The organism is Pseudonocardia xishanensis (genome assembly GCF_039541715.1).
Lineage (GTDB): Bacteria > Actinomycetota > Actinomycetes > Mycobacteriales > Pseudonocardiaceae > Pseudonocardia > Pseudonocardia xishanensis.
The window spans coordinates 1-18,920 of the sequence record NZ_BAABGT010000113.1 but is presented as its reverse complement, the minus strand read 5'-3'; the positions used below and the strand labels follow the sequence as shown (position 1 = coordinate 18,920).

15 protein-coding genes are annotated in these 18,920 nt (G+C 71.4%); 7 read left to right on the top strand and 8 right to left on the bottom strand.

All coding sequences use genetic code 11. The features are described 5' to 3' along the window. Positions 1–86 precede the first annotated feature (86 nt). Together ABD993_RS32675 and ABD993_RS32670 are read left to right on the top strand one after the other, a co-directional pair. Positions 87–1,073 (top strand): quinone oxidoreductase family protein, encoded by a 987-nt coding sequence (locus tag ABD993_RS32675; RefSeq protein WP_345426885.1) that lies wholly within the window; start codon positions 87–89, stop codon positions 1,071–1,073. Positions 1,074–1,093: 20 nt separating this feature from the next. Then, entirely contained in the window at positions 1,094–2,065 is a 972-nt protein-coding gene (locus tag ABD993_RS32670) for an MBL fold metallo-hydrolase (RefSeq protein ID WP_345426883.1), read from the top strand. Positions 2,066–2,912: 847 nt separating this feature from the next. Here the strand turns inward: ABD993_RS32670 and ABD993_RS32665 are convergent. The 7 genes from ABD993_RS32665 to ABD993_RS32635 form a co-directional block, all read right to left on the bottom strand. Continuing rightward, positions 2,913–3,641 (bottom strand): TetR/AcrR family transcriptional regulator, encoded by a 729-nt coding sequence (locus tag ABD993_RS32665; protein ID WP_345426887.1) that lies wholly within the window; start codon positions 3,639–3,641, stop codon positions 2,913–2,915. Positions 3,642–3,788: 147 nt separating this feature from the next. Then, the gene (locus tag ABD993_RS32660; RefSeq protein WP_345426881.1) at positions 3,789–4,997 is read right to left on the bottom strand and encodes an amidohydrolase family protein; all 1,209 of its coding nucleotides are present in this window, start codon (positions 4,995–4,997) and stop codon (positions 3,789–3,791) included. 62 nt (positions 4,998–5,059) lie between these two features. Further along, on the bottom strand, positions 5,060–6,580 hold the full coding sequence (locus tag ABD993_RS32655; protein ID WP_345426879.1) for a class I adenylate-forming enzyme family protein: 1,521 nt from the start codon (positions 6,578–6,580) through the stop codon (positions 5,060–5,062). Positions 6,581–6,646: 66 nt separating this feature from the next. Beyond that, positions 6,647–7,594, bottom strand: a complete 948-nt coding sequence (locus tag ABD993_RS32650) for an alpha/beta hydrolase fold domain-containing protein (RefSeq protein ID WP_345426877.1) — start codon at positions 7,592–7,594, stop codon at positions 6,647–6,649. Between the two features lie 5 nt (positions 7,595–7,599). Continuing rightward, on the bottom strand, positions 7,600–9,555 hold the full coding sequence (locus ABD993_RS32645; RefSeq protein ID WP_345426875.1) for a flavin-containing monooxygenase: 1,956 nt from the start codon (positions 9,553–9,555) through the stop codon (positions 7,600–7,602). Beyond that, positions 9,556–10,386, bottom strand: coding sequence for an SDR family NAD(P)-dependent oxidoreductase (locus tag ABD993_RS32640; protein WP_345426873.1), 831 nt, complete (start codon positions 10,384–10,386; stop codon positions 9,556–9,558). A gap of 48 nt (positions 10,387–10,434) precedes the next feature. After that, the gene (locus ABD993_RS32635) at positions 10,435–11,508 is read right to left on the bottom strand and encodes a Zn-dependent alcohol dehydrogenase (RefSeq protein ID WP_345426871.1); all 1,074 of its coding nucleotides are present in this window, start codon (positions 11,506–11,508) and stop codon (positions 10,435–10,437) included. A gap of 240 nt (positions 11,509–11,748) precedes the next feature. Between ABD993_RS32635 and ABD993_RS32630 the strand changes: the two genes are divergently transcribed. The 5 genes from ABD993_RS32630 (at position 11,749) to ABD993_RS32610 (ending at position 17,910) form a co-directional block, all read left to right on the top strand. Continuing rightward, positions 11,749–12,672 (top strand): enoyl-CoA hydratase, encoded by a 924-nt coding sequence (locus ABD993_RS32630; protein WP_345426870.1) that lies wholly within the window; start codon positions 11,749–11,751, stop codon positions 12,670–12,672. Between the two features lie 512 nt (positions 12,673–13,184). Continuing rightward, complete coding sequence (locus tag ABD993_RS32625; protein ID WP_345426868.1) at positions 13,185–14,060, top strand: acyl-CoA thioesterase; 876 nt, start codon at positions 13,185–13,187, stop codon at positions 14,058–14,060. Next, positions 14,057–15,181 carry an acyl-CoA dehydrogenase family protein gene (locus ABD993_RS32620; RefSeq protein WP_345426866.1) on the top strand — a complete coding sequence of 375 codons (1,125 nt, stop codon included), beginning with the start codon at positions 14,057–14,059 and terminating at the stop codon, positions 15,179–15,181. The genes ABD993_RS32625 and ABD993_RS32620 overlap by 4 nt, the downstream gene beginning before the upstream one ends. Continuing rightward, positions 15,178–16,338 carry an acyl-CoA dehydrogenase family protein gene (locus ABD993_RS32615; protein WP_345426864.1) on the top strand — a complete coding sequence of 387 codons (1,161 nt, stop codon included), beginning with the start codon at positions 15,178–15,180 and terminating at the stop codon, positions 16,336–16,338. The genes ABD993_RS32620 and ABD993_RS32615 overlap by 4 nt, the downstream gene beginning before the upstream one ends. Positions 16,339–16,569: 231 nt before the next feature. After that, positions 16,570–17,910: an MFS transporter gene (locus ABD993_RS32610; protein ID WP_345426862.1), complete on the top strand. Its 1,341-nt coding sequence runs from the start codon at positions 16,570–16,572 to the stop codon at positions 17,908–17,910. A gap of 86 nt (positions 17,911–17,996) precedes the next feature. On the opposite strand, the gene ABD993_RS32605 is transcribed toward ABD993_RS32610, so the two are convergent. After that, positions 17,997–18,620 (bottom strand): TetR/AcrR family transcriptional regulator, encoded by a 624-nt coding sequence (locus ABD993_RS32605; protein WP_345426860.1) that lies wholly within the window; start codon positions 18,618–18,620, stop codon positions 17,997–17,999. Between the last annotated feature and the right edge of the window lie 300 nt (positions 18,621–18,920).

Sequence of the window (18,920 nt, the reverse complement as noted above, 5' to 3'; positions counted from 1 at the left end):
ACCGTGATGAGCGAGCCGTTCCAGACGGTCGAGTGGACCTTCACCCTCGCCTGACCCCTGGTTCACCATCCATGAAGGACACTCACGTGCGCGCGCTCCGATTCGACAGGTTCGGCGGTCCTGACGTCCTTCAGGTCGCCGAGGTGGCCGACCCCTGCGCGGGCGACGACAGTGCCGTGGTCGCGGTGCGAGCCGCCTCGGTCAACCCGTCCGACCTGAAGAACGTCGCCGGCGTCATGGAAGGCACCGTGCTGCCGCGGGTGCCCGGCCGGGACTTCGCCGGGATCGTCGTCGACGGCCCGGCACGGTGGCGCGGTGCCGAAGTGTGGGGCACCGGCGGGGACGTCGGGTTCACCCTCGACGGCTCGCACGCCGAGTACCTCCACGTTCCGGTGACCGCGCTCGCCCGCAAGCCGCGACCGCTGAGCTTCGAGGAGGCCTCGGCGGTCGGCGTCAACTTCGTGATCGGCTGGCTCGGCGCCGTCGAGATCGCCCAGCTGGAGCGGGGCGAAACCGTCGTGGTGTTCGGCATCTCCGGTGGGGTGGGCGGCGCCGTCGCCCAGATCGCCCGTGCCCGCGGCGCCCGCGTGCTCGGCGTCGACCGGGTCGCGCCCGCCGACGGCACCCCGGCGGCGGAGATCATCGAGGAGTTCGTGCCCTTCACCGGGGACACCGACGAGACCGCCGACGCCCTGCTGCAGCACACCGGTGGCCGCGGCGCCGAGGTCGTCTACGACGCCGTCGGCGGGATCACCACCCCGGCCGCGTTCGCCTCGCTTGCCCAGCGCGGCCGCTGGGTCGTGATCAGCGCCGTCGGCAAGCCGATGGTGGAGCTGAACCTGCCGGACTTCTACCACCGAGAGGCCCGGCTGCTGGGCGCCGACAGCCGCAAACTCGACCTCACCGAGTCCACCGAGCGCTTGGCCCTGCTCACTCCGTACTTCGAGCGTGAGGAGTTCCGGCCACTGCCGGTCGCGCACCGGTACGGCCTCGACGACGGTCCGGCCGCCTATGCCGCCGTGGCCGCCCAGGTGCCCGGCCGCGTCGTCATCGTCCCCGACGCCCGCTCGTGACCGACCAGAAAGGCCAGCCCATGACGCGCTGTACCGGCGCCCGTATCACCGTCCTCGACGAGAACTTCATCGACATCCTGCTGCCGTCGACGCCCCGCGTCCGCCGGTACAACATGGACCAGCACTTCAGCTCCCGCTACGGCGAACTGCTCGCCGAGAACGGCTTGTGCTTCCTCGTGGAGACGTTCACCGAAAACGCCTCCACGAAGATCCTCTTCGACGCCGGGCTCACCGCGCCGGTGGTGCTGCACAACGCGCTGCACCTTGGTGTCGATCTCTCCGACGTGGACGGTGTGGTGCTCAGCCACGGCCACCCCGACCACTTCGGTGGGATCAACGGTGTCCTCGAGGCGATCGGCCACCCCACGCCGGTCGTCGTGCACCCGGACGCGTTCGACCCTCGGATGATCGTCAAGCCGCACACCACGCTGCCGATGATCAACATCGGCCTGACCCGTGACGGGATCCGGCAGTCGGGCGGGCACCTGATCGAAGCGCGCGACACCGTGCCGCTCGGGCCGGGGCTGCTCACCTCCGGCGAGATGAAGACCAGCGCCGAGTTCGAGCTCGAGGCGCCGACCGGACGGCTGTGCGTGCATGCCGACGGCCACGTGGGAGCCGACGACATCAACGACCACCAGGTGCTCGGCATCGACGTCGAAGGCCACGGCCTGATCGTCATCGACCCGTGCGGGCACCGTGGCGTGGTCAGCGCGATCGAGCACATGCGGACGCTGACCGGGACCGAGCGGCTCCACAGCGTCCTCGGTGGATTCCACACCGGGCACCCGGGCATCAGTGCCAACCGCATCGACAACACGGCGAAAGCGCTCGCCGCGTTCGAGCCGAAGCTCGTCGCGCCCATGCACTGCAGTGGTTTCCCGCTCAAGAAGGCGGTCGCCGAGCTGATCCCGGACGCGTTCGAGATCGTCACCGCGGGCACCGTGCTCACCGTCGGCGACGTCCCGCCCGACACCCGCACCTGGCGCTGAGCGATCCCACCGGAGGTCAACGATGACACCACGAACGCTCGTCAGGGGCGGCACGGTCGACAGCGTCGATCCCGAGATCGGCGAGCTCCCGCGCGGCGACGTCCTGACCGAGGGCGACACGATTCTCGCCGTGGGCAAGGACCTCCCGCGGACGGCGCGCGGATCCTCGACACCACCGGCAAGATCGTGTTGCCAGGGCTGGTCGACACCACCACCACCTCTGGCAGACGACACTGCGGCAGCCGGGTGGCACTGCTCGGCCACCGCGGCGGCGATCTCGGACAAGGTGGCGGCGAGGCTGCGAGTCAGGCGGCTCTGGAGGTGGACGGTTCCGTCGGACGGCGGGAACGCCACGGCGCCGACGCCATCAAAATCGGGTTCGTGCCGCCGGCCCGACACAGTGGGGATCTGCTCAGCGGGACAGCCGTGGGCCGGACAGAGTCCCGGTGGCCGGACAGAGAGGTGGCTGAGTCCGACGACACGCGGACCACCAACGGCAGGCATTCCGTGCCGTACTTCTCCCACGGCGGACCGGACGGACCGAGTACGGGGAAGCACGTGCCTACCGCTTCACAGCAGCGCGCAGACGCCCGCCGGGCCAGCCGGCGGGAGCTGCTGGAGACCTTCGCGATGGACATTGGTCGTAAGGCCCGCCAGTGCCAGTACGCCGGAATCCACGAGGGCGAGTACGTTGCCGCCGCGATCGACGCTACGTTTGCCTGCATCGCCCGCCACCTGCGGGATCTTCCGCCGGACCTCGTCCGAACCGGGTTGCCGACGCTCGAAGGATCTCGCGGGGACCGTTCATCGCCCACCTCCATACCGAGGTGGCCGGATCAAAGCGCAGTCAAGGCCGGGGCGGCACATCCGAACGGGTGGGGACCCGGTGGTGTCGGGAACCACTGTCGGACGGCCGCACGGTGCCCGCCGTCAGGGATCTACTGCGACTGCTGGACCCGTTGTGGGAGCTCGGCCGGAGTCGGAGTACGTCTCGGGGCCCGCTGACGGTGTCGACGGCCAGCCCGACGACCTTGTCGAGTGAGACGTCCACGTCGGGTGACGGCAACAGACCCACGAGGATGTCACGATCGAACTGACCCGCGATGTCCTCGACAGACTTCTCGCCCTCGGGTCGATACCAGGTCCAGGCGTGGTTGCACATGCCGAAGATGTGCAATGCGGTCATCTTCGGGCCTCCTGAGCGGAACCGACCAGACCCGATGCCGTCGCGCAGGATGTCGACGACGATTCGGGTGTAGCGGACACGCTGCTCGCGGACGTAGTCGGTGAGAGCTCCGTCGGAGTAGCGCACGAGCTCACGGAGGCAGGCAAGGCTCGCAGCACGGTCGTCGCGGTGAGCGGCCAGCAGCGCATAGATCATGGCCACCAGCCGTGCGACCGGATCGTCCGGTTCGGCGTGGACGAAGTCCGCCTCGTTGAACCTGCGCGTGAAGTACGCGACGTGCACCTCGCCGAGAAGGGCCTCCTTGCTGGCGAAGTGGTCCAGGATGGTGCCCTTGCTCAGCCCCAACCGCGTGGCGACGTCGCCCAGGCTGGTCTCGGCGTATCCGCGCAGCGCCGCCAGGATGGAGTCGATGCCGCCTCAGCGCCGCCGAGGCGGCCGGGGCCGAGCGCTCGCGGCAGCCCTTCCGGCCTTCCGGACCCAGCGGGGTCCGGGGGCCGATGCGGTGGAGGTTCCACCGGCGGACGAGCGGCGGCGGGGTCAGGCCGGGGTGAGCTCGGCGGGGTTGCGTACCGGGACGCCCAGGAACCGGCGGGCGTTGTCCCCCATGAAGTCCCGCGTGCGCTTCTCGTCCATGCCCTCCGCGTACCGGTAGTACCCGCGCGGCTCGACGAGCCCCTCGGGGTGCGGGTAGTCCGACCCGAACAGGACCCTGTCCCACCCGACCGTCTCCACGACGTCCGCGACCGAACCCTCCCAGAACGGGCTCACCCACACGTTGCGGCGGAACACCTCGATCGGGTCTTCCTCGAACGATCGCGGCATCTTGCCGTAGGCGTCGTGCAGGTCGTGGAACAGCGGGCGGATCCACGCGCTGCCGTTCTCCACGCTGGCCACCCGCAGCTTCGGGAAGCGGGAGAAGGTGCCGTGGCAGATCAGGCTGGTCAGCATGTCCGCGATCTCGCGGTGCCCCAGGACGACATGCCGGAACGCGCTGTCCGCGGTGAAGTCGTTGGTGGTGGGAGGCTCCCACCGGTTGACGTAGTCCGTCAGCGGGGGCTGGCTGCCGTGCAGCACGACCGGCATGTTCGCCTGCTCGACGTCGGCCCAGAACGGGTCGAACTCCGGCAGGCACGGGGACCGCCAGCCCCGCAGCCCCTTCACCGGTGCGGGCTTCATCAGCACCACCCGGGCGCCGTTCTCGATGACGTACTCGAGCTCGCGGCGAGCGTCGTCGACCAGCGCGCACGAGATCACCGGGGTCATGTACAGCCGGTCGGAGTGGGTGAAGCCCCATGTGTCCAACATCCACCGGTTCAGCGCGTGGATGATCGCGACGACCAGCTCCGGATCCTCGGCGGCGGAATGCTCGACGAGGTTGGCCAGGGTCGGGTAGACGAACGCCTCGTCCACGTTCTGCTGGTCCATCATCTCCAGCCGCGGCTCCGGCTGCCGGAACGCCGGGATCGCGTCGATCCCCTTGCCCGCCAGCTCACGCAGCGTGCGCCCCTCGGCGTTGTTCCCCGAGTAGAAGTCCTCCCAGGCACCCGGCGCCGCCACCCGATCGAAGGTCGGGTTCGGGATGTACTCGGTGATGTGGTTGTTGATGGCGATTCGCGTGTGCCGCCCCACCTCGACGAAGCGCACCGCATGCCGATACCGCTCCGGCAGGTGCCGGGTCAGGGCGTCGGGCGTCTCGTACATGTGCTGATCGGCGTCGAAGATCGGAGCATCCGTGAACTGCGTCATTGCTGGCCTCCGGCACTACTCGTGTCACGTCTCCGCGACGGTAGGTAGATCTGACAGTTTTGTCAACTTGGCGTAGCGGGCTCCGGGCCCAGGTCCCGGGCTCGATCCTCGGCCAACGCGATGACTGCCCGGCGGTCCACCTTGAGCGCGGCGTTGCGCGGCAGCCGGTCCACCGTCAGCACCCGAACCGGCACGTGGTGCACCGGCAGGCGATCCCGCACCCAGTCCTTAAGGGCCTCCTCCGACGGCGGCTCAGCTCCCGCCGCGAGCTCGATCGCGGCGACCGGGACCTGACCCAGGCGGTGGTCGGACACGCCGACGACAGCTGAATCGAGGACGGCGGGATGCTCGGTCAGCACCCGTTGCACCCGCTCTGGCAGCACCTTGAAGCCACCGCGGTTGACAGCGCCGTCACTTCGTCCGTGGATCGTCACGAACCCGCTCGCGTCGATCGAGGCGAGGTCCGTCGTTCTGACCCAGTCCGGGCTGTAGCGCTCCACCCGGCCCTCGAGCAACCCGGTCTCGCCCGCATCGAGCACACGGCCGGTCTCGGGCTCGACCACCCGCACCTCGACCCCGGGCACGGCGCGGCCCACTGACTCGCGGTGGTCGCGGCCGTGAGTGGCGTAGAGCTCCGGTGTCCAGGCGATCACCGTGCCCACGAACTCGGTCGCGCCGTACCCCCACAGCACGGGGATGCCGTACGTGCGCTCGAACAGCTCGCGCAGCTCCGGCTCCAGCGGCGCCGCCCCGCCCAGCACCGCGGTGAGTGAGGCGAGATCCTCCTTCGGCACACCCGCGTCGAGCACCATCCGGATCGTGGTGGGCACCACGCCGACCCGGGACAGCCTGTGCCTGCGGACCGCGTCCACCCACTCCGGCACGCTGAAGCGCTCCAACAGCACCATCCGCCTGCGCGCGTACGAGCTCCCAAGGACCTGACACACGCCGCCGATCCCGCCGAGCGGCCAGGAACACAGGTCGATCGGGACCGAGTCCGTGGCGTGGGCCGAGTTGGCGCTCGCCGCGGCGTGCTCCAGGCGTGACATCGCGATCTGGATCCGCTTCGGCGGCCCACTCGTCCCGCTGGTCAGCACGCCGACCGAGGGCACGGCGGGGCTCTCGCCGAAGGGGCCCGGACCGCACGCCTCCAGCCCGTCGACGACGCCGATGTGCGCCTCAGTCGCGCTGATGCCCATCGCGCCCGCCGCGGCGACCGCCGCGCGCAGCTCGGGGCTCCAGTCCTCCGGCGCCGCGACGACGGCGGCCAGACCGAGCTCCTCGACGTCGCGCGCGAGGAGTGCGGGCGGGTTCAGCGAGTAGAGGTTGGTGAAGGACCGGCCCGCCACGACGAACCCCAGGATGGCCGCGGCGAAGACCGGCCGGTTCCGCGCGACGATGCCGACCGGTGCCGCGAAGGGGACTCCGCCTGAGTCGAGCAGGTCACCGACCCGGTCCACCCGCGCGAGGAGATCGTCCCCGCTGATCCAGTCGCCGCCGAACTCGATGAAGGGGGCGCTCCCGTAGGAACGCAGTGCGTGATCGAGCTCGTCGACGAACCGAGCTGTGCCGACTCCGGACACAAGGCCTCCTCGCCCATTGCCACTTGACAGTTTCGTCGAAACGGTAAACCGGTCGTTCGCCGCGCGTCAACGAGCGCGTCGGTCCGCCCCATGTCCACGGTCATCTCGGCTCGAACCCTCCGCGTGCACAGCGTTGTCGGCGGGGCGCCGCCGCGTGCCCGCGACGAATCGGCCGGCCGACGACATCGCGGCGGTCGACTCGGGACGGTGGGGGTCCACGACGGGCCACACGTGCCCGCATCCCGCCACGACCTCGAGCGTGACGCCCACGCCCGCGCGCGCCCAGGTCGACACCGCGGCGGTCGCGTCGGCCAGCAGGGTGTCCTCCGTCCCGACCTGGACGAGCACGGGCGGCAGCCGCGCCGCGTGCACGAACAGGGGCGACACGAGCGGATCGCGTGCGTCGTGCCCCTGCAGGTAGGCGGCGGCGGCCGAGCTCGCCGCCGCGCGGTCGAAGAGGGTGTCGGCGGCAGTGGCGAAGGTCTCCGCGGTGCAGCTCAGGTCGAGCCACGGTGACAACAGGGCCAGCGCGTCCGGCGCCCCCGGCGGGGCCGCCGCCGCGGCGACCGCGACGGCGAGACCCCCGCCCGCCGAGTCCCCAGCCGCTACGACCGGCCGCCGCGGGTCTGTCGCCCGCAACGCGTCCAGGACGGCGAGGGCGTCGCGCAGCGCGGCCGGGAAGGGGTGTTCGGGTGCCAGCCGGTAGTCCACGACCACGACCTCGCAGCCGCCTGCCCGGCTGAGCGCGGCGGCGTGTCCGGTGTAGGCCGCCGCGGTGCCCAACCGGTACCCGCCGCCGTGCAGGTACAGCACCACCACCCCACGACCCGGCGAACCCACGACGCGGCAGGGCACACCGCCGATCACACTGTCCCGGGCCTCCGGGCCGAGGGCCGACACCTCGCGCCGGTCGGCCGCGGCCGACCGGCAGGCGAGAAGATCGGCCCCGGGTGGGACCCCTGCCCGCTCGGCGGGGACCACCACCTCGCCGCGGGGGCCGTCGGGCGTCGACACCGCGCTCAGCCCAGCCGGTAGTCGGTGTCGCGGATCTCCTTGAGGTAGGAGAAGTATTCGACGCCCGGAAGGGGGTTCAGCTGCTGCAGCCGGCCCGTCTCGTTGACGTAGTAGTTCACCTTGTTCGACCCGGGGTCCGACCAGATCATGCCCGCCGCGACGTCGTCGATCCGCCGGTTGTAGTCGTCGAAGGCCTCCTGGGTCACCTCCACGGTGCGGTGCCCACCCTCGAGCATCGCCACCAGCGCCTGGGCGACGTGAGCGCACCAGATCTCGATCCACCCGTGCAGGCCCAGGCCGCCGGAGGTCGGCTGCGAGTTCGGGCCGTAGAGCATGAACATGTTGGGGAAACCGGGCACCGAGACTCCTGCATAGGCCCGGGGGCCCCCCGTCTCCATCCCCCAGACGTCCGCCAGCCTGATCCCGTCACGTCCCACGTACTCGGTGGGCCACAGGTACTTCGTGACCTCGAACCCGACGGCCCCCAGGATCATGTCGAGAGGATGGCGGCGGCCGTCGGCCGTGACGATCCCGTCCGGCTCGACCCGCTCGATCGGGTCGGTGACCAGGTCCACGTGGTCCAGGGTGAGAGTGGAGTACCAGTTGTTGTCCACGATCATCCGCCGAGCCATCGGCGCGTAGTCCGGCACCAGGCGCTCGACGAGATCGGGCCGGTCGCCGGTCTGCGCGCGGATGTACGCGGTAAGAGCTGCCCGCATCGCGTCGTTCGCCTCGCTGAACTGGCCACCGTTGCGCTGCCACTCCGGATCCGGAACCAACAGCTGCTCGCCACCGAGGTAGGGCACGAGCGGGGTGACGCGCGTCCAGTTCCAGTAGAACGGCATGTGCTCGAAGAGCCAGGTCTCCTCCTCCGAGAACAGCTCGCCGTAGCGCGGACGCGGCGAGATCCACTGTGGGGTGCGGACGAACGCCTCGACGTGCTCGGCCTCCTGCGCGATCCGGCCCAGCAGCTGCACGCCGGTGGAGCCGTTGCCGACGACCGCGACCCGCTTACCCCGCGCCGTGTGGGCGGAGCTCCACTCCGTGGTGTGCAGGACCTCGCCCTCGAACCGCTCGATCCCGTGGAGCTGAAGCTCCTTCGGGGTGGCGAACACTCCCGAGGCGGTCACCACGACCGCGCAGCGGTGCGTGGAGATGCGGCCGTCCCGATCCCGGACGGTGAGCACCCAGCCGCCGCCCGCCTGGTCGAACTCCCCCGCCACGACGTCGTGTCCCAGCCGCACGCGATCGAGGACACCGTGTTCCCGCGCGGCCTTCTCCACGTACGCGCGGACCTCGGGCTGGCGGGGGAAGTGCTCGGTCCACGGGTGCTTCTTCACGAACCGGTACTCGTAGGTGGCACCGGAGGTGTCCACCCGAGCGTCCGGGTAGGTGTTGGTGCTCCAGACGCCGCCCACCTCGTCCCGACGCTCGAAGACGGTGAACGGGATCCCCAGCCGGGCCAGCTGGACGCCCATCGCCACGCCGCTGATCCCGGCGCCCACGATGGCGACCTCGAAGCCCGGGGGGAGCTCGGGTCGGCCCGCGGTCCACCGGACGTCTCGCGGGTGGTCGGCGAACCCGGCCGTGGGCCGGGTCAGCTCGAAGGTCTCGTCGTCCAACGACATGGCCAAAGTGAGCTCGAGCAGCTCGCGCAGCGCCGCGTCGTCGGGAACGGCGTCGACGTCGACGGGGGGCGGGTGCAGCAGGAACCGCACGGCCCGCTCGACAAGCTCCAGCCGGTGCTCCGCGCGCAGCCGCACCATCCGCGCGGGGCTCCCCGGCACCTCCTCGACGACCATGTCGAGCAGTGTGCGGTCGCCCGTCGCCTGGTAGAGCGCCGTACGCAGCGCGACCGGGTCCGCCCCCTCCACCGCACAACGCACGAACTCGACGCCCGGCGGCTGCTCCCGCCGACCCGGCCCCTGCTCCTGGATCTGCTTCCGGATCTGTTCCGACACTCAGACCTCCTGGGACGACGTGTGATAGGGGAAGACGGTGGTCGCACCCGCGTCGACCACCAGGTTGTGCCCGGTGATGCCGGACGCGAGGTCGCCGAGCAGGAACACGATCGCCGAGGCGATGTCGCTGGGCATCGTGACCCGACGCAGGGGGGACACGTCGCGCGAGCGGACCACCCCGCCCTCGTCGAGCATGGCCGAGATCCGCGGGGTGAGGACGAAGCCGGGGGCGACCGTGTTGACCCGCACCCCGGACGGCCCCAGCTCGTTCGCGGCGGTGCGCGCGAGCGACTGCAGACCGGCCTTGTAGACGCCGTAGGCACCGTGGGAAGGCGCGCTGGTCATCCCGGAGACCGAGGTCACGAACACCATCGACCCGCGCCCGCGCTCGGCGAGCCTGCGGCCGAACGAGCGGATCGCCAGCGCCGCGTGCCGCAGCACGATGGCCTCCTCGAACGCCCAGGTGTCGTCGCCGGTCTCCAGCAGGGTCTCGTACCGGGCCAGCCCGATGACATCGGCGACGCCGTCGATGTCACCGACGGCCTCGGCCAGCGCCTCGACCTCCTCGGGTCGGGTCATGTCCGCGGCGTGCGCGGTGGCCTTGCCGTCGAGCTCGCCCGCGACCCGGCGGGCGCGGTCGGGGTCGGAGTCGACGACGTGGACCTCGGCGCCGAGCTGTGACAGCGCGTGGCAGGTCTGTCTGCCCATCCCGAGCCCGCCCCCGAGAACGACGTAGCGACGACCGTCGCGCCGCCATCGGGCGGTGTAGTCGGCGACCTCCTCGTCGGACCCCGGGGCGGCGGCCTCTGGTGGACGCGCGGTGTCAGACATCGGAACTCCACTTCTCGAAGGGCACTCGGCAGCTCTGCCGGGGTGGCGTCACGGGACCAGGACGAGCACTCCGCGGTCGAGCCGTCCGGCCCGGGCGTCCTCGACGGCGGAGTCGAAAGCCCCGATCGGGTACGTCCGGGTCACCAGCTCGTCGAGCAACAGCAGGCCCGACCGGTAGAACTCGACGTAGCGCTGCACGTCGGCCGCGGGTTGCGCCGAGCCATAGCGACAACCCAGGACCGCCTTGTCCAGGTACATCAGGGACAGCGGAAGGGTGAACTCGGTCGTCGCCGACCCGACCCCCAGCAGCACCAGCTGTCCGTGCGGAGCGAGCATGTCCGCTCCAGCGCGGATCAGCTCGGGCAGGCCCACGCACTCGAAGACGTGGTCGACCCCGCGACCGGTCAGGTCCCGCACCCCCGTCACCGCGTCGGCCGCCTCCGGTCCGACCAGGGTGTCGGTCGCCCCGAACCGACGCGCCTGCGTCGCCTTGGCCGGGTTGGTGTCGATCGCGATGATCCGGGACGCCCCGGCGATTCGGGCGGTCTGGAGCACGTTGAGCCCCACTCCGCCCGCCCCGATGACGGCCACCGTGTCACCGGGGCGCACGCGGGCCCGGTTCAGGACCGCACCCGCCCCGGTGAGCACGCAGCAGCCGATGAGCGCCGCCGAGGCGAACGGCACCTCGGGCGGGATCGGCACGGCCTGCGCGGCGCTGACCACGACCTGGTCGGCGAACGTCGAGAGGGCGGCGAACTTGTGCACCGGGCGGCCACCCCGCTGCAGCGGGGTGTCGCTCCTCCCCCAGGTCGCGGCGCACATCGTGGGACGGCCCCGCGCACACTCCGGACAGGTCCCGCAGTGGGCGAGTGTCGTCAACACGACGTGCTCACCGACCCGGCCGCCGTCGACGCCGGGACCGGTCGCCTCCACCCGTCCTGCGGCCTCGTGCCCGAGCACGACCGGGAGCGGTACCTGGATCTTGCCCGCCATGACCGAGAGGTCACTCTGGCAGACACCTGTGGCGTGAACCCGGACGAGGACCTCTCCCGGGCCGGGTTCACGGATGCTCACGTCGTCGACGACCTGCGTCGTCGAGCCGTCGAACACTGCAGCTCTCACTGATCAACCTCGCTGTCGATGCTCCACGGGACGGGCGACGGTGAAGTCGTCGCGCATCGGCCCCGATATGTCACTTGTGTCAGATGAGAACCACCGTGCTCGCCGCCCGACGCTATGGCCGCACACGTGGCGTGTCAAGCGATTGCTTGCTATCGTCGGGCGACCTCATCCGCGGCCGATGGATCCCTCTACCGCTAAACTTGACGATGATGACAAGTCACACCCCGGGAGCGAACGCGCATGGACACCGTCGTCGGAGCACCGACCTACGTCGACTACGAGACCCTCGACTCGGGTCGGATCGCTCGGATCACTCTCAACCGCCCGCAGACGCACAACGCCCAGAACCGGGGCCTCCTCGTCGCGCTCGACGACGCGTTCCGCCGCGCCGAGCGCGACGACGCGGTCCGGGTGGTGATCCTGCGAGGCGCGGGACGGTCGTTCTCCGCCGGACACGACCTCGGCTCGGCCGACGCGGTCGCGGAGTGGACCCCGGGACCCGGCCACCATCCGACCTACGACTGTGACGGCGGCACCCACGGCGGCGCGGAGGGCCGGACCCGCCAGGAGTGGCACTACTTCTTCGACAACACCCGCCGCTGGCGCGACCTGCGCAAGATCACCATCGCCCAGGTGCACGGCAAGATCCTCTCGGCGGGCCTGATGCTCGCCTGGTGCTGCGACCTCATCGTCGCGGCGGACGACGCGCTGTTCGCCGACGTGGTGGGGACCCGGCTGGGGATGTGTGGGGTCGAGTACTTCGGCCACCCATGGGAGTTCGGCCCGCGCAAGGCCAAGGAGCTGCTGCTCACCGGTGACGCCCTGGACGCGAACGACGCGCACGCGCTCGGCATGGTCAGCAAGGTCTACCCCCGCGACGACCTGGACGAGCGCACCCTCGCCTTCGCCCGCCGCGTCGCCCGCATCCCCACGATGGCCGCGCTGCTCATCAAGGAGTCGGTGAACACGACCCAGGAGGCGATGGGTTTCACCCCGGCCCTGCGGAGCTGCTTCGCGCTCCACGAGCTCAACCACGCCCACTGGAGCGAGGTCTCCGGAGGGAAGGTCGTGGCGGGCACCGTCGAGTACGGGCTCGACGACTGGCGCGACGCCCCGCCGCTGCACCGGGCGAGCAAGGACGACGAACCCGATCCCGCAGGCTGACGAGCCCGCTGGTCGGTCGCGCGCCCGGCCCCGCGACCGAGTCGGCGATGTCGACCCCGAGCGCGGCGAAGGGGTCCACGGACGGCGTTCCCGGCCGCGTCGCCTCCCCTCAGGGTCCCGCCCCACCTCCTCCGCCACGGGCAGCGAACGGTGGGTCGTTCCACTCATCGCTCTCCCTCACAGGACCGGCACCGGACCGACGTTCGGTCACGCTAGCGAGCCGGCGAGGGCTCTCCGTGGCATCCGTCCCGCTCACCGGGAGCCGTCACGACCCGTCTGGGCGTGTGTCGGGCCTGGTCGGCGGACGCGCACCGCTCCAGTACGCCGGATCCGGTCCGTGCTCGGGTCCGCCGCCCCGGCAGTCCTTCCTCGGCCGACGCCGGGTGGACACGGCACCGGCACCGACACCGGGCGGTTTCTTGACATTTTCGTCAACCGCCCGGTACACCGGACGTCATGCATCGCCGCTCGGCACGAGTGGGCGAGACGCCAGCACCGTCGCGAGGAGTTCCATGACGATCCCGAGCCTGGCCGCCGAGACCGCGCATCGCGACGACGGTCTGCCCGACCCGCGCGGACTGCTGTCCGTCACACCCGCCGGCCCGGGGCGGTACGTGGGGCAGACCGCTGTCCTCGACCGCCCGATCGCCTACGGCGGGCAGCTGATGGCGCAGTCCATCGCGGCCGCCGCGGCCCACCACCCCCTCGCTCCCGTCCGTCAGCTCCACACGGTGTTCGCCCGCGCCGGGGTCGCCGGCGAGCCGGTCGACCTGGAGGTCGAGCCGGTGCGCGCGGGGCGCACCGTCGCGTCGGTGACGGTCACCGGAACGCAGGGCGACCGCGTGCTGTGCCGGTCGCTCGTCCTCCTCGATGCCGGCGACCGGGACGTGGTGCGACATCAGGTCCCGCTTCCCCCCGTCCCGGGCCCGGAGGGGCTTCCCGACGCGGGCCGGGCGGCCGACGGCAGCACGATCCGGTTCGCCGACCCCGCCTACGACCCGGCGGGGACCGCAGCCGACGGGGAGCCGGAGCTGGGGGTGTGGGTCCGCTGGCCCGCGCTGCCTGACGACCCGAGGGTGCACCTGTCCGCGACCGCCTGGCACACGGACCCGTTCGTGGTGGGGACGGCCATGCGACCGCACGAGGGCGTCGGCCTCGGACAGGCGCATCGGACCCTGCAGACCGCGGTGCTGTCCCACACTCTGACCTTCCACTCCGACCCGCGCGCGGACGACTGGCTGCTCGTGTGGCAGCGGTCCACGCACGCCGGTTCGGGACGGGTGCACGGTCACGGCGAGGTGTTCGCCCGCGACGGCGCGCACGTCGCGTCCTTCACGCAGCTGGCCCTCGTCCGCGAGGCCGCCCCGGTCGCCGGAGGTGTCCGATGAGCACGGTCGACGTCGTCGTCGCGGACGGCACGGGAGCGGAAGGCTCGTCCGTCCAGACCGCGGTCGACCGGGCTCTCGCTCGCCTTCGGTGGAACGACTACTCTCTGCACACCGAGCAGGAGGACCTCCGCGACACCGTCCGGCGGTTCCTCGGGAGGGCCTGCCCGGCCGAGACGGTGCGCGCCGCGGAACCGGGCGGCTTCGACCCTGAGCTCTGGCGCCGGGCCGCGGAGGCCGGGATCGTCGGGATCGGGCTGGCCGAGGAGGCCGGGGGGCAGGGCGGCGGCGTCGTCGAGATCGTACTGGTCGCGGCGGAGATCGGCCGCGCGCTCGCCCCCGTGCCTCTCGTCGAGCACATGGTCGCGAGCCGGCTGCTGGCCGCCCTGGGCCGAGAGCCCGACGACACGATCGTGTCCCTCGCCCCGTTGTCCGACGAGCGCCCGGGCGCCCAGCTGGTGCCCGGTGGCGCAGTCGCGCGCAGGGTCGCCGCGTGGGTCGGTGACGACCTCGTCCTGTGGAGCCGCTCCGCTCCGCCGCAGCAGGCCGCCAACGACGGCGCGGCGCCGCTGGCCTGGTGGCACCCCGGCGACGGGCGGGTCGAGGTCCTCGCGACCGGCGACCGTGCCCGCGCGTTGTGGACCACCGCGGTCGGCGAGTACCGGGTGGCCACGGCGTCCGCGCTGGCAGGGCTCGCGAGCGGTGCCGTGGCGCACGCGCGCGACTACGCCATCCAGCGGCAGGCCTTCGGCGGTCCGATCGCCCGGTTCCAGGCGATCAGCCACACCCTGGTGGACGCGACGATGGCCGTCGCCACCGCTGAAAACCTGGTTCACCGGGCAGCGTGGTACGTCCAGCACGAGCCCGCCGAGCGACCGGAGCTGCCGGCCTTCGCCCTGTCCAACGCCGCCGCCGTCGCCCAACGGGTCTGCGCCCGTTCTGTGCACGTGCACGGAGGCTTCGGCCTGACCCTGGAGGCCGACATCAGCCTGTACCACCGCCGGGCGGCGGCCTGGAGCTTTCCCGGAGGCGGGCCGCGCACGCTGCGCGCCGCAGCGGCGCCCGCCCTCGACCGCCTGCTCACCCGTCTCGACCGGACCGACAGCGCCGGGGGGACCCGATGAACTTCGCCCGCATCGAGCCGACCGCCGCTCAGCGAGAGCTGGCCGAGGACGTGGTGGGCGTCCTCGCCGAGCGCTGGACCCCGGACCCGTGGGTGCTGTCCCTGGACCACGAGCGCCCGCCCCGTGCAGTCATGGAGGCGCTCGCGCAGCGGGGCTGGGTCCACCCGCAGGCCCCTCCGGATCGCGGTGGAGCCGGGCTGGGCCCGGTCGAGGCCCGGTTGATCGAGCTGCTCTTCGACGAGCTCCGGCTCCCCACCTATGCCAACGAGATGATCCTGCCGACCCTGCGTCGCCACGGCTCGGCCCGCCTGCAGGAGCTGGTGCTCCCCGACCTCGAGAGCGGGCGGAGTACCTTCTGCCTCGGCTTCACCGAGCCGGACTCGGGCTCGGATATGGCCGCCGCCCGCACACGGGCGGTGCGGGTCGGCGACGACTGGGTCATCGACGGCACGAAGATGTTCACGACATGGGCGGAGAGCGCCGACTACGTGTTCCTGCTGGCCCGCACCGGCGAACTCGCGGACAAACACGGCGGGCTCACGTTGTTCCTGGTCCCGATGGACACCCCCGGGATCGAGGCGCGACCGATCTTCGCGATGGGCGGGGTCCGCACGAACGTCACCTACTACCGCGAGGTGCCGGTGCCGGACATGTACCGCCTGGGCGAGGTCGGTGCGGGGTGGCGGGTCGTGTCCGAGCCGCTCGCGACCGAGCACGGCGTCACCGCACCGTCGCTGGTCGACGACCTCAACGGAGACATGGGGAAGGCCTCGACCCGGGTTCTCGAGGCCCTGGTCGAGCGCTTCGTGAGCTGGGCCGCCCGCCCGGAGGTCGCAGGCGGCAGCCCGCCCCTCGAGGACCCCTCGGTGCGGCTGGCCGTCCTCGACGCGCTCCAGGACATCGAGGTCTGCTGGAGCGTGCCGAGCAGCTACGGCAAGGTCGTGGCCGCGGAGGCCCTCCAACGACACGCGGACACCCTGCTCGGTCTCGCCGGGCCCGCGGGGCTGCTGGGCCCCGGTGAACCCGGCGGAGCGGTGGACGGGATCCTCGCGTGGGCCCGAACCTTCGCACCGGCCACCGACGTGTACGGCGGGACGTCGGAGGTCTACCGCAACAACATCGCCCGCCAGGGGCTCGGGCTGCCGAGGCCTCGATGAACCAGCTGAGGCGTGCCACCGGGGACCTCGAGGGCAGGGCTTCCGCAGCGCTCGAATTGACAGTATCGTCAGACCGTCGTCGGCGCTATCCCAGCTGAGTCGAGACCGCCTCCGCGACACCATCCATTCCACCAGAACCTCCCCGACTGCCATTCGCCGCACCGCTGCACGACAGAGGGAGTAGTCCCTCTCGCGGCGGAAAGGCGCGTCCACCCGATGAAGTGAGGGACGATGAGCCAGCCCGACACCGCTCCACCCACCCCGATCGTCCGGCGGGCGAAGATCGCCAGTCTGCTGGGCACCACCGTGGAGGCCTACGACTTCTACGTCTACAGCTTCCTGGTCGCGTTCATCGCACCGAACTTCTTCCCCGCGGCGGACCCGGTCACCGCGGTGCTGTCGACGCTGCTCATCTTCGGCGCCGGCTTCCTGACCCGACCGCTCGGTGGAGTCTACTTCGGGCGCATGGGCGACCGGAGGGGCCGCCGCACCACCCTGATCGTGACGGTGACGCTGATGGGTGGCGCCACCTTCGCGCTCGGTCTCCTCCCGACCTACGCACAGATCGGTCTGCTCGCCCCGATCCTGCTGGTGCTCGTGCGGCTCCTGCAGGGTTTCTCGGCGGGCGGGGAGCTGATGGGTGCCGCGACCTACGTCGCCGAACACGGTCAGCGCGGACGCCGGGGCCGGATCAGCGCCATCACCCCGGTCGGCTTCCAGTTCGGGGCGGTCCTGGCGCCCGCCGTCGTGTGGGTGGTCTCCGGGCTGGTGCCCGACGGCAGCATGGCCTCGTGGGGCTGGCGCGTGCCCCTGCTGCTGTCGCTGCCGCTGACCATCCTTGTCCTGCTGCTGCGCAACAAGCTGGAGGACTCCCCCGAGTTCCAAGCGCTGGCCGAGCGCAAGGCCGTCGCCAGGACACCGGTCCGCGAGCTGGTGCGCCTTCACCGGGTCGCCCTGCTCCAGCTGATCCTGCTCTCGGGCGCGGTACTGCTGATCGGCTACGTGGCCGCAGGCTACCTGCCGACGTTCCTGGCCACGCAGGTCAAGATCCCCGCCGGCACGGTCGCCGGGCTCGCCGCCTTCGGCACGCTGATCGCCGCGCCGGTGATTCTCTTCGCCGGTTACCTCATCGACCGCACCTCGCGGCGGGCCGCCGTGGTCATCCTGCTCGGGGGGGTGGGGGTCCTCGCCGTCCCAGCCCTTCTCCTGATGCTCCACAACGGCGACCGGTTCCCGGTGATCGCGCTCTGCTACGCCCTCATCGGCAGCCTCGCGGGCGCGGCGTCGGTCCCGGTGTACTCGGCCCTCACCGGGCTGTTCCCGGCCCGCGTGCGCTACAGCGGTGCCGCCATCGGATTCGGGCTCGGCGCCGCGATCGGTGGTGGGTCCGGCCCCTACCTCGCCGGGTTCGTCGCCTCGTCGACGGGCAACCCGATAGCCCCGGGTTTCCTCATCGCCGGTGTCGCCCTGATCGGCATCCTCGTGGCCCTCACCATGACCAACTCCGATTCCTACGACGAGGTGCCCGCGGGGGCGGTCCCGTCGCCGTCCCCGGCGGACGACCCGGTGTGACCCCGCCTCCGAGCTCGGACTGACCGACCTCGGGGCGGCACCCGCCGGTGGGGTGCCGTCCCGACGTCGGCCCGGAGCACCTGCGCTCAGCCGTCGAGCATCGAGTGGATGATCGCCGCAGCCGTGCCGATGACGTCCTCCCGGTCGATCGGGAGGTCCTCGACCGCGATCTGGTGCCAGGACCGGTCCAGCATCGCCTTGACGGCCAGGCCCAGCACCTCCGGGAGCTGGGTGGGCGTCCGCTGCCGAGACCTGAGGCCGACCCCCAGTACGAAGGACACGCGCAGGGCCATCCTGGTCGCAGCCTCGCGCACGTCGTCTTCGTCCGGGGCGGTGTGCGCGGAGAAGATCATGGGGCCGTGCACGTCGAGGAAGTCGAAGTACAGCCGGACCCAGTCCGCGATGTCCCGCCGGCTGCAGGGGTGTGGAAGCGCGTCCCACGCCGAGATCGCCTTGAGCCCGTCTCGCTGGGCCGCCTCCCCGAGGAGGTTGAACACCTCCCGCTTGCCCTGGAAGTAGGTGTAGAAGCCCGCCCGCGAGATCCCACAGGCGTCGGTGATGTTGGCGATCCGGGTGCCGGCGTAGCCACGCTCGAGAAACAGGGCCCTGCTCGCCCGCAGGATCGAGTCCCGGGTCCGGAGCGCTCGCAGACCGAGACGGTCGGTTTCCTCGCCGCCCGCCGCGATCTCGACAGCCTCGCCAACTCGCATGCCCACCTCATCCGTCTCGTCGTCGTTCTGCACCGAGTGTACCCGCGCCGGTGTGCGAAACGAGCTCCTTGACGGTGATGTCAGAGCACAGCGATTCGTCCGACAGCGTGCTTCACGTCGTTCCCTCGACACGCCGTTCCGGTCCGGCCTGCGCGTCGGCTCCGCGGCCGTCAGACCAGGGTCGCCGACCAGAACGATCGATCTCATCCCACGAAGGAGCGTCATGCCCGAGATTCAGGACTGCCATGTCTCAGGACATGGGTGACGAGTCTGCATCAGGACATCGGTGACGCTGTGGGT

What these genes read in the sequence shown, in the direction of transcription:
- ABD993_RS32670 (WP_345426883.1), top strand. Translation starts at nt 1,094, where the DNA reads ATGACGCGCTGTACCGGCGCCCGTATCACCGTCCTCGACGAGAACTTC.
- ABD993_RS32660 (WP_345426881.1), bottom strand. Translation starts at nt 4,997, where the DNA reads ATGACGCAGTTCACGGATGCTCCGATCTTCGACGCCGATCAGCACATG.
- ABD993_RS32640 (WP_345426873.1), bottom strand. Translation starts at nt 10,386, where the DNA reads ATGTCTGACACCGCGCGTCCACCAGAGGCCGCCGCCCCGGGGTCCGAC.
- ABD993_RS32630 (WP_345426870.1), top strand. Translation starts at nt 11,749, where the DNA reads ATGGACACCGTCGTCGGAGCACCGACCTACGTCGACTACGAGACCCTC.
- ABD993_RS32625 (WP_345426868.1), top strand. Translation starts at nt 13,185, where the DNA reads ATGACGATCCCGAGCCTGGCCGCCGAGACCGCGCATCGCGACGACGGT.
- ABD993_RS32620 (WP_345426866.1), top strand. Translation starts at nt 14,057, where the DNA reads ATGAGCACGGTCGACGTCGTCGTCGCGGACGGCACGGGAGCGGAAGGC.
- ABD993_RS32615 (WP_345426864.1), top strand. Translation starts at nt 15,178, where the DNA reads ATGAACTTCGCCCGCATCGAGCCGACCGCCGCTCAGCGAGAGCTGGCC.
- ABD993_RS32610 (WP_345426862.1), top strand. Translation starts at nt 16,570, where the DNA reads ATGAGCCAGCCCGACACCGCTCCACCCACCCCGATCGTCCGGCGGGCG.
- ABD993_RS32605 (WP_345426860.1), bottom strand. Translation starts at nt 18,620, where the DNA reads ATGCGAGTTGGCGAGGCTGTCGAGATCGCGGCGGGCGGCGAGGAAACC.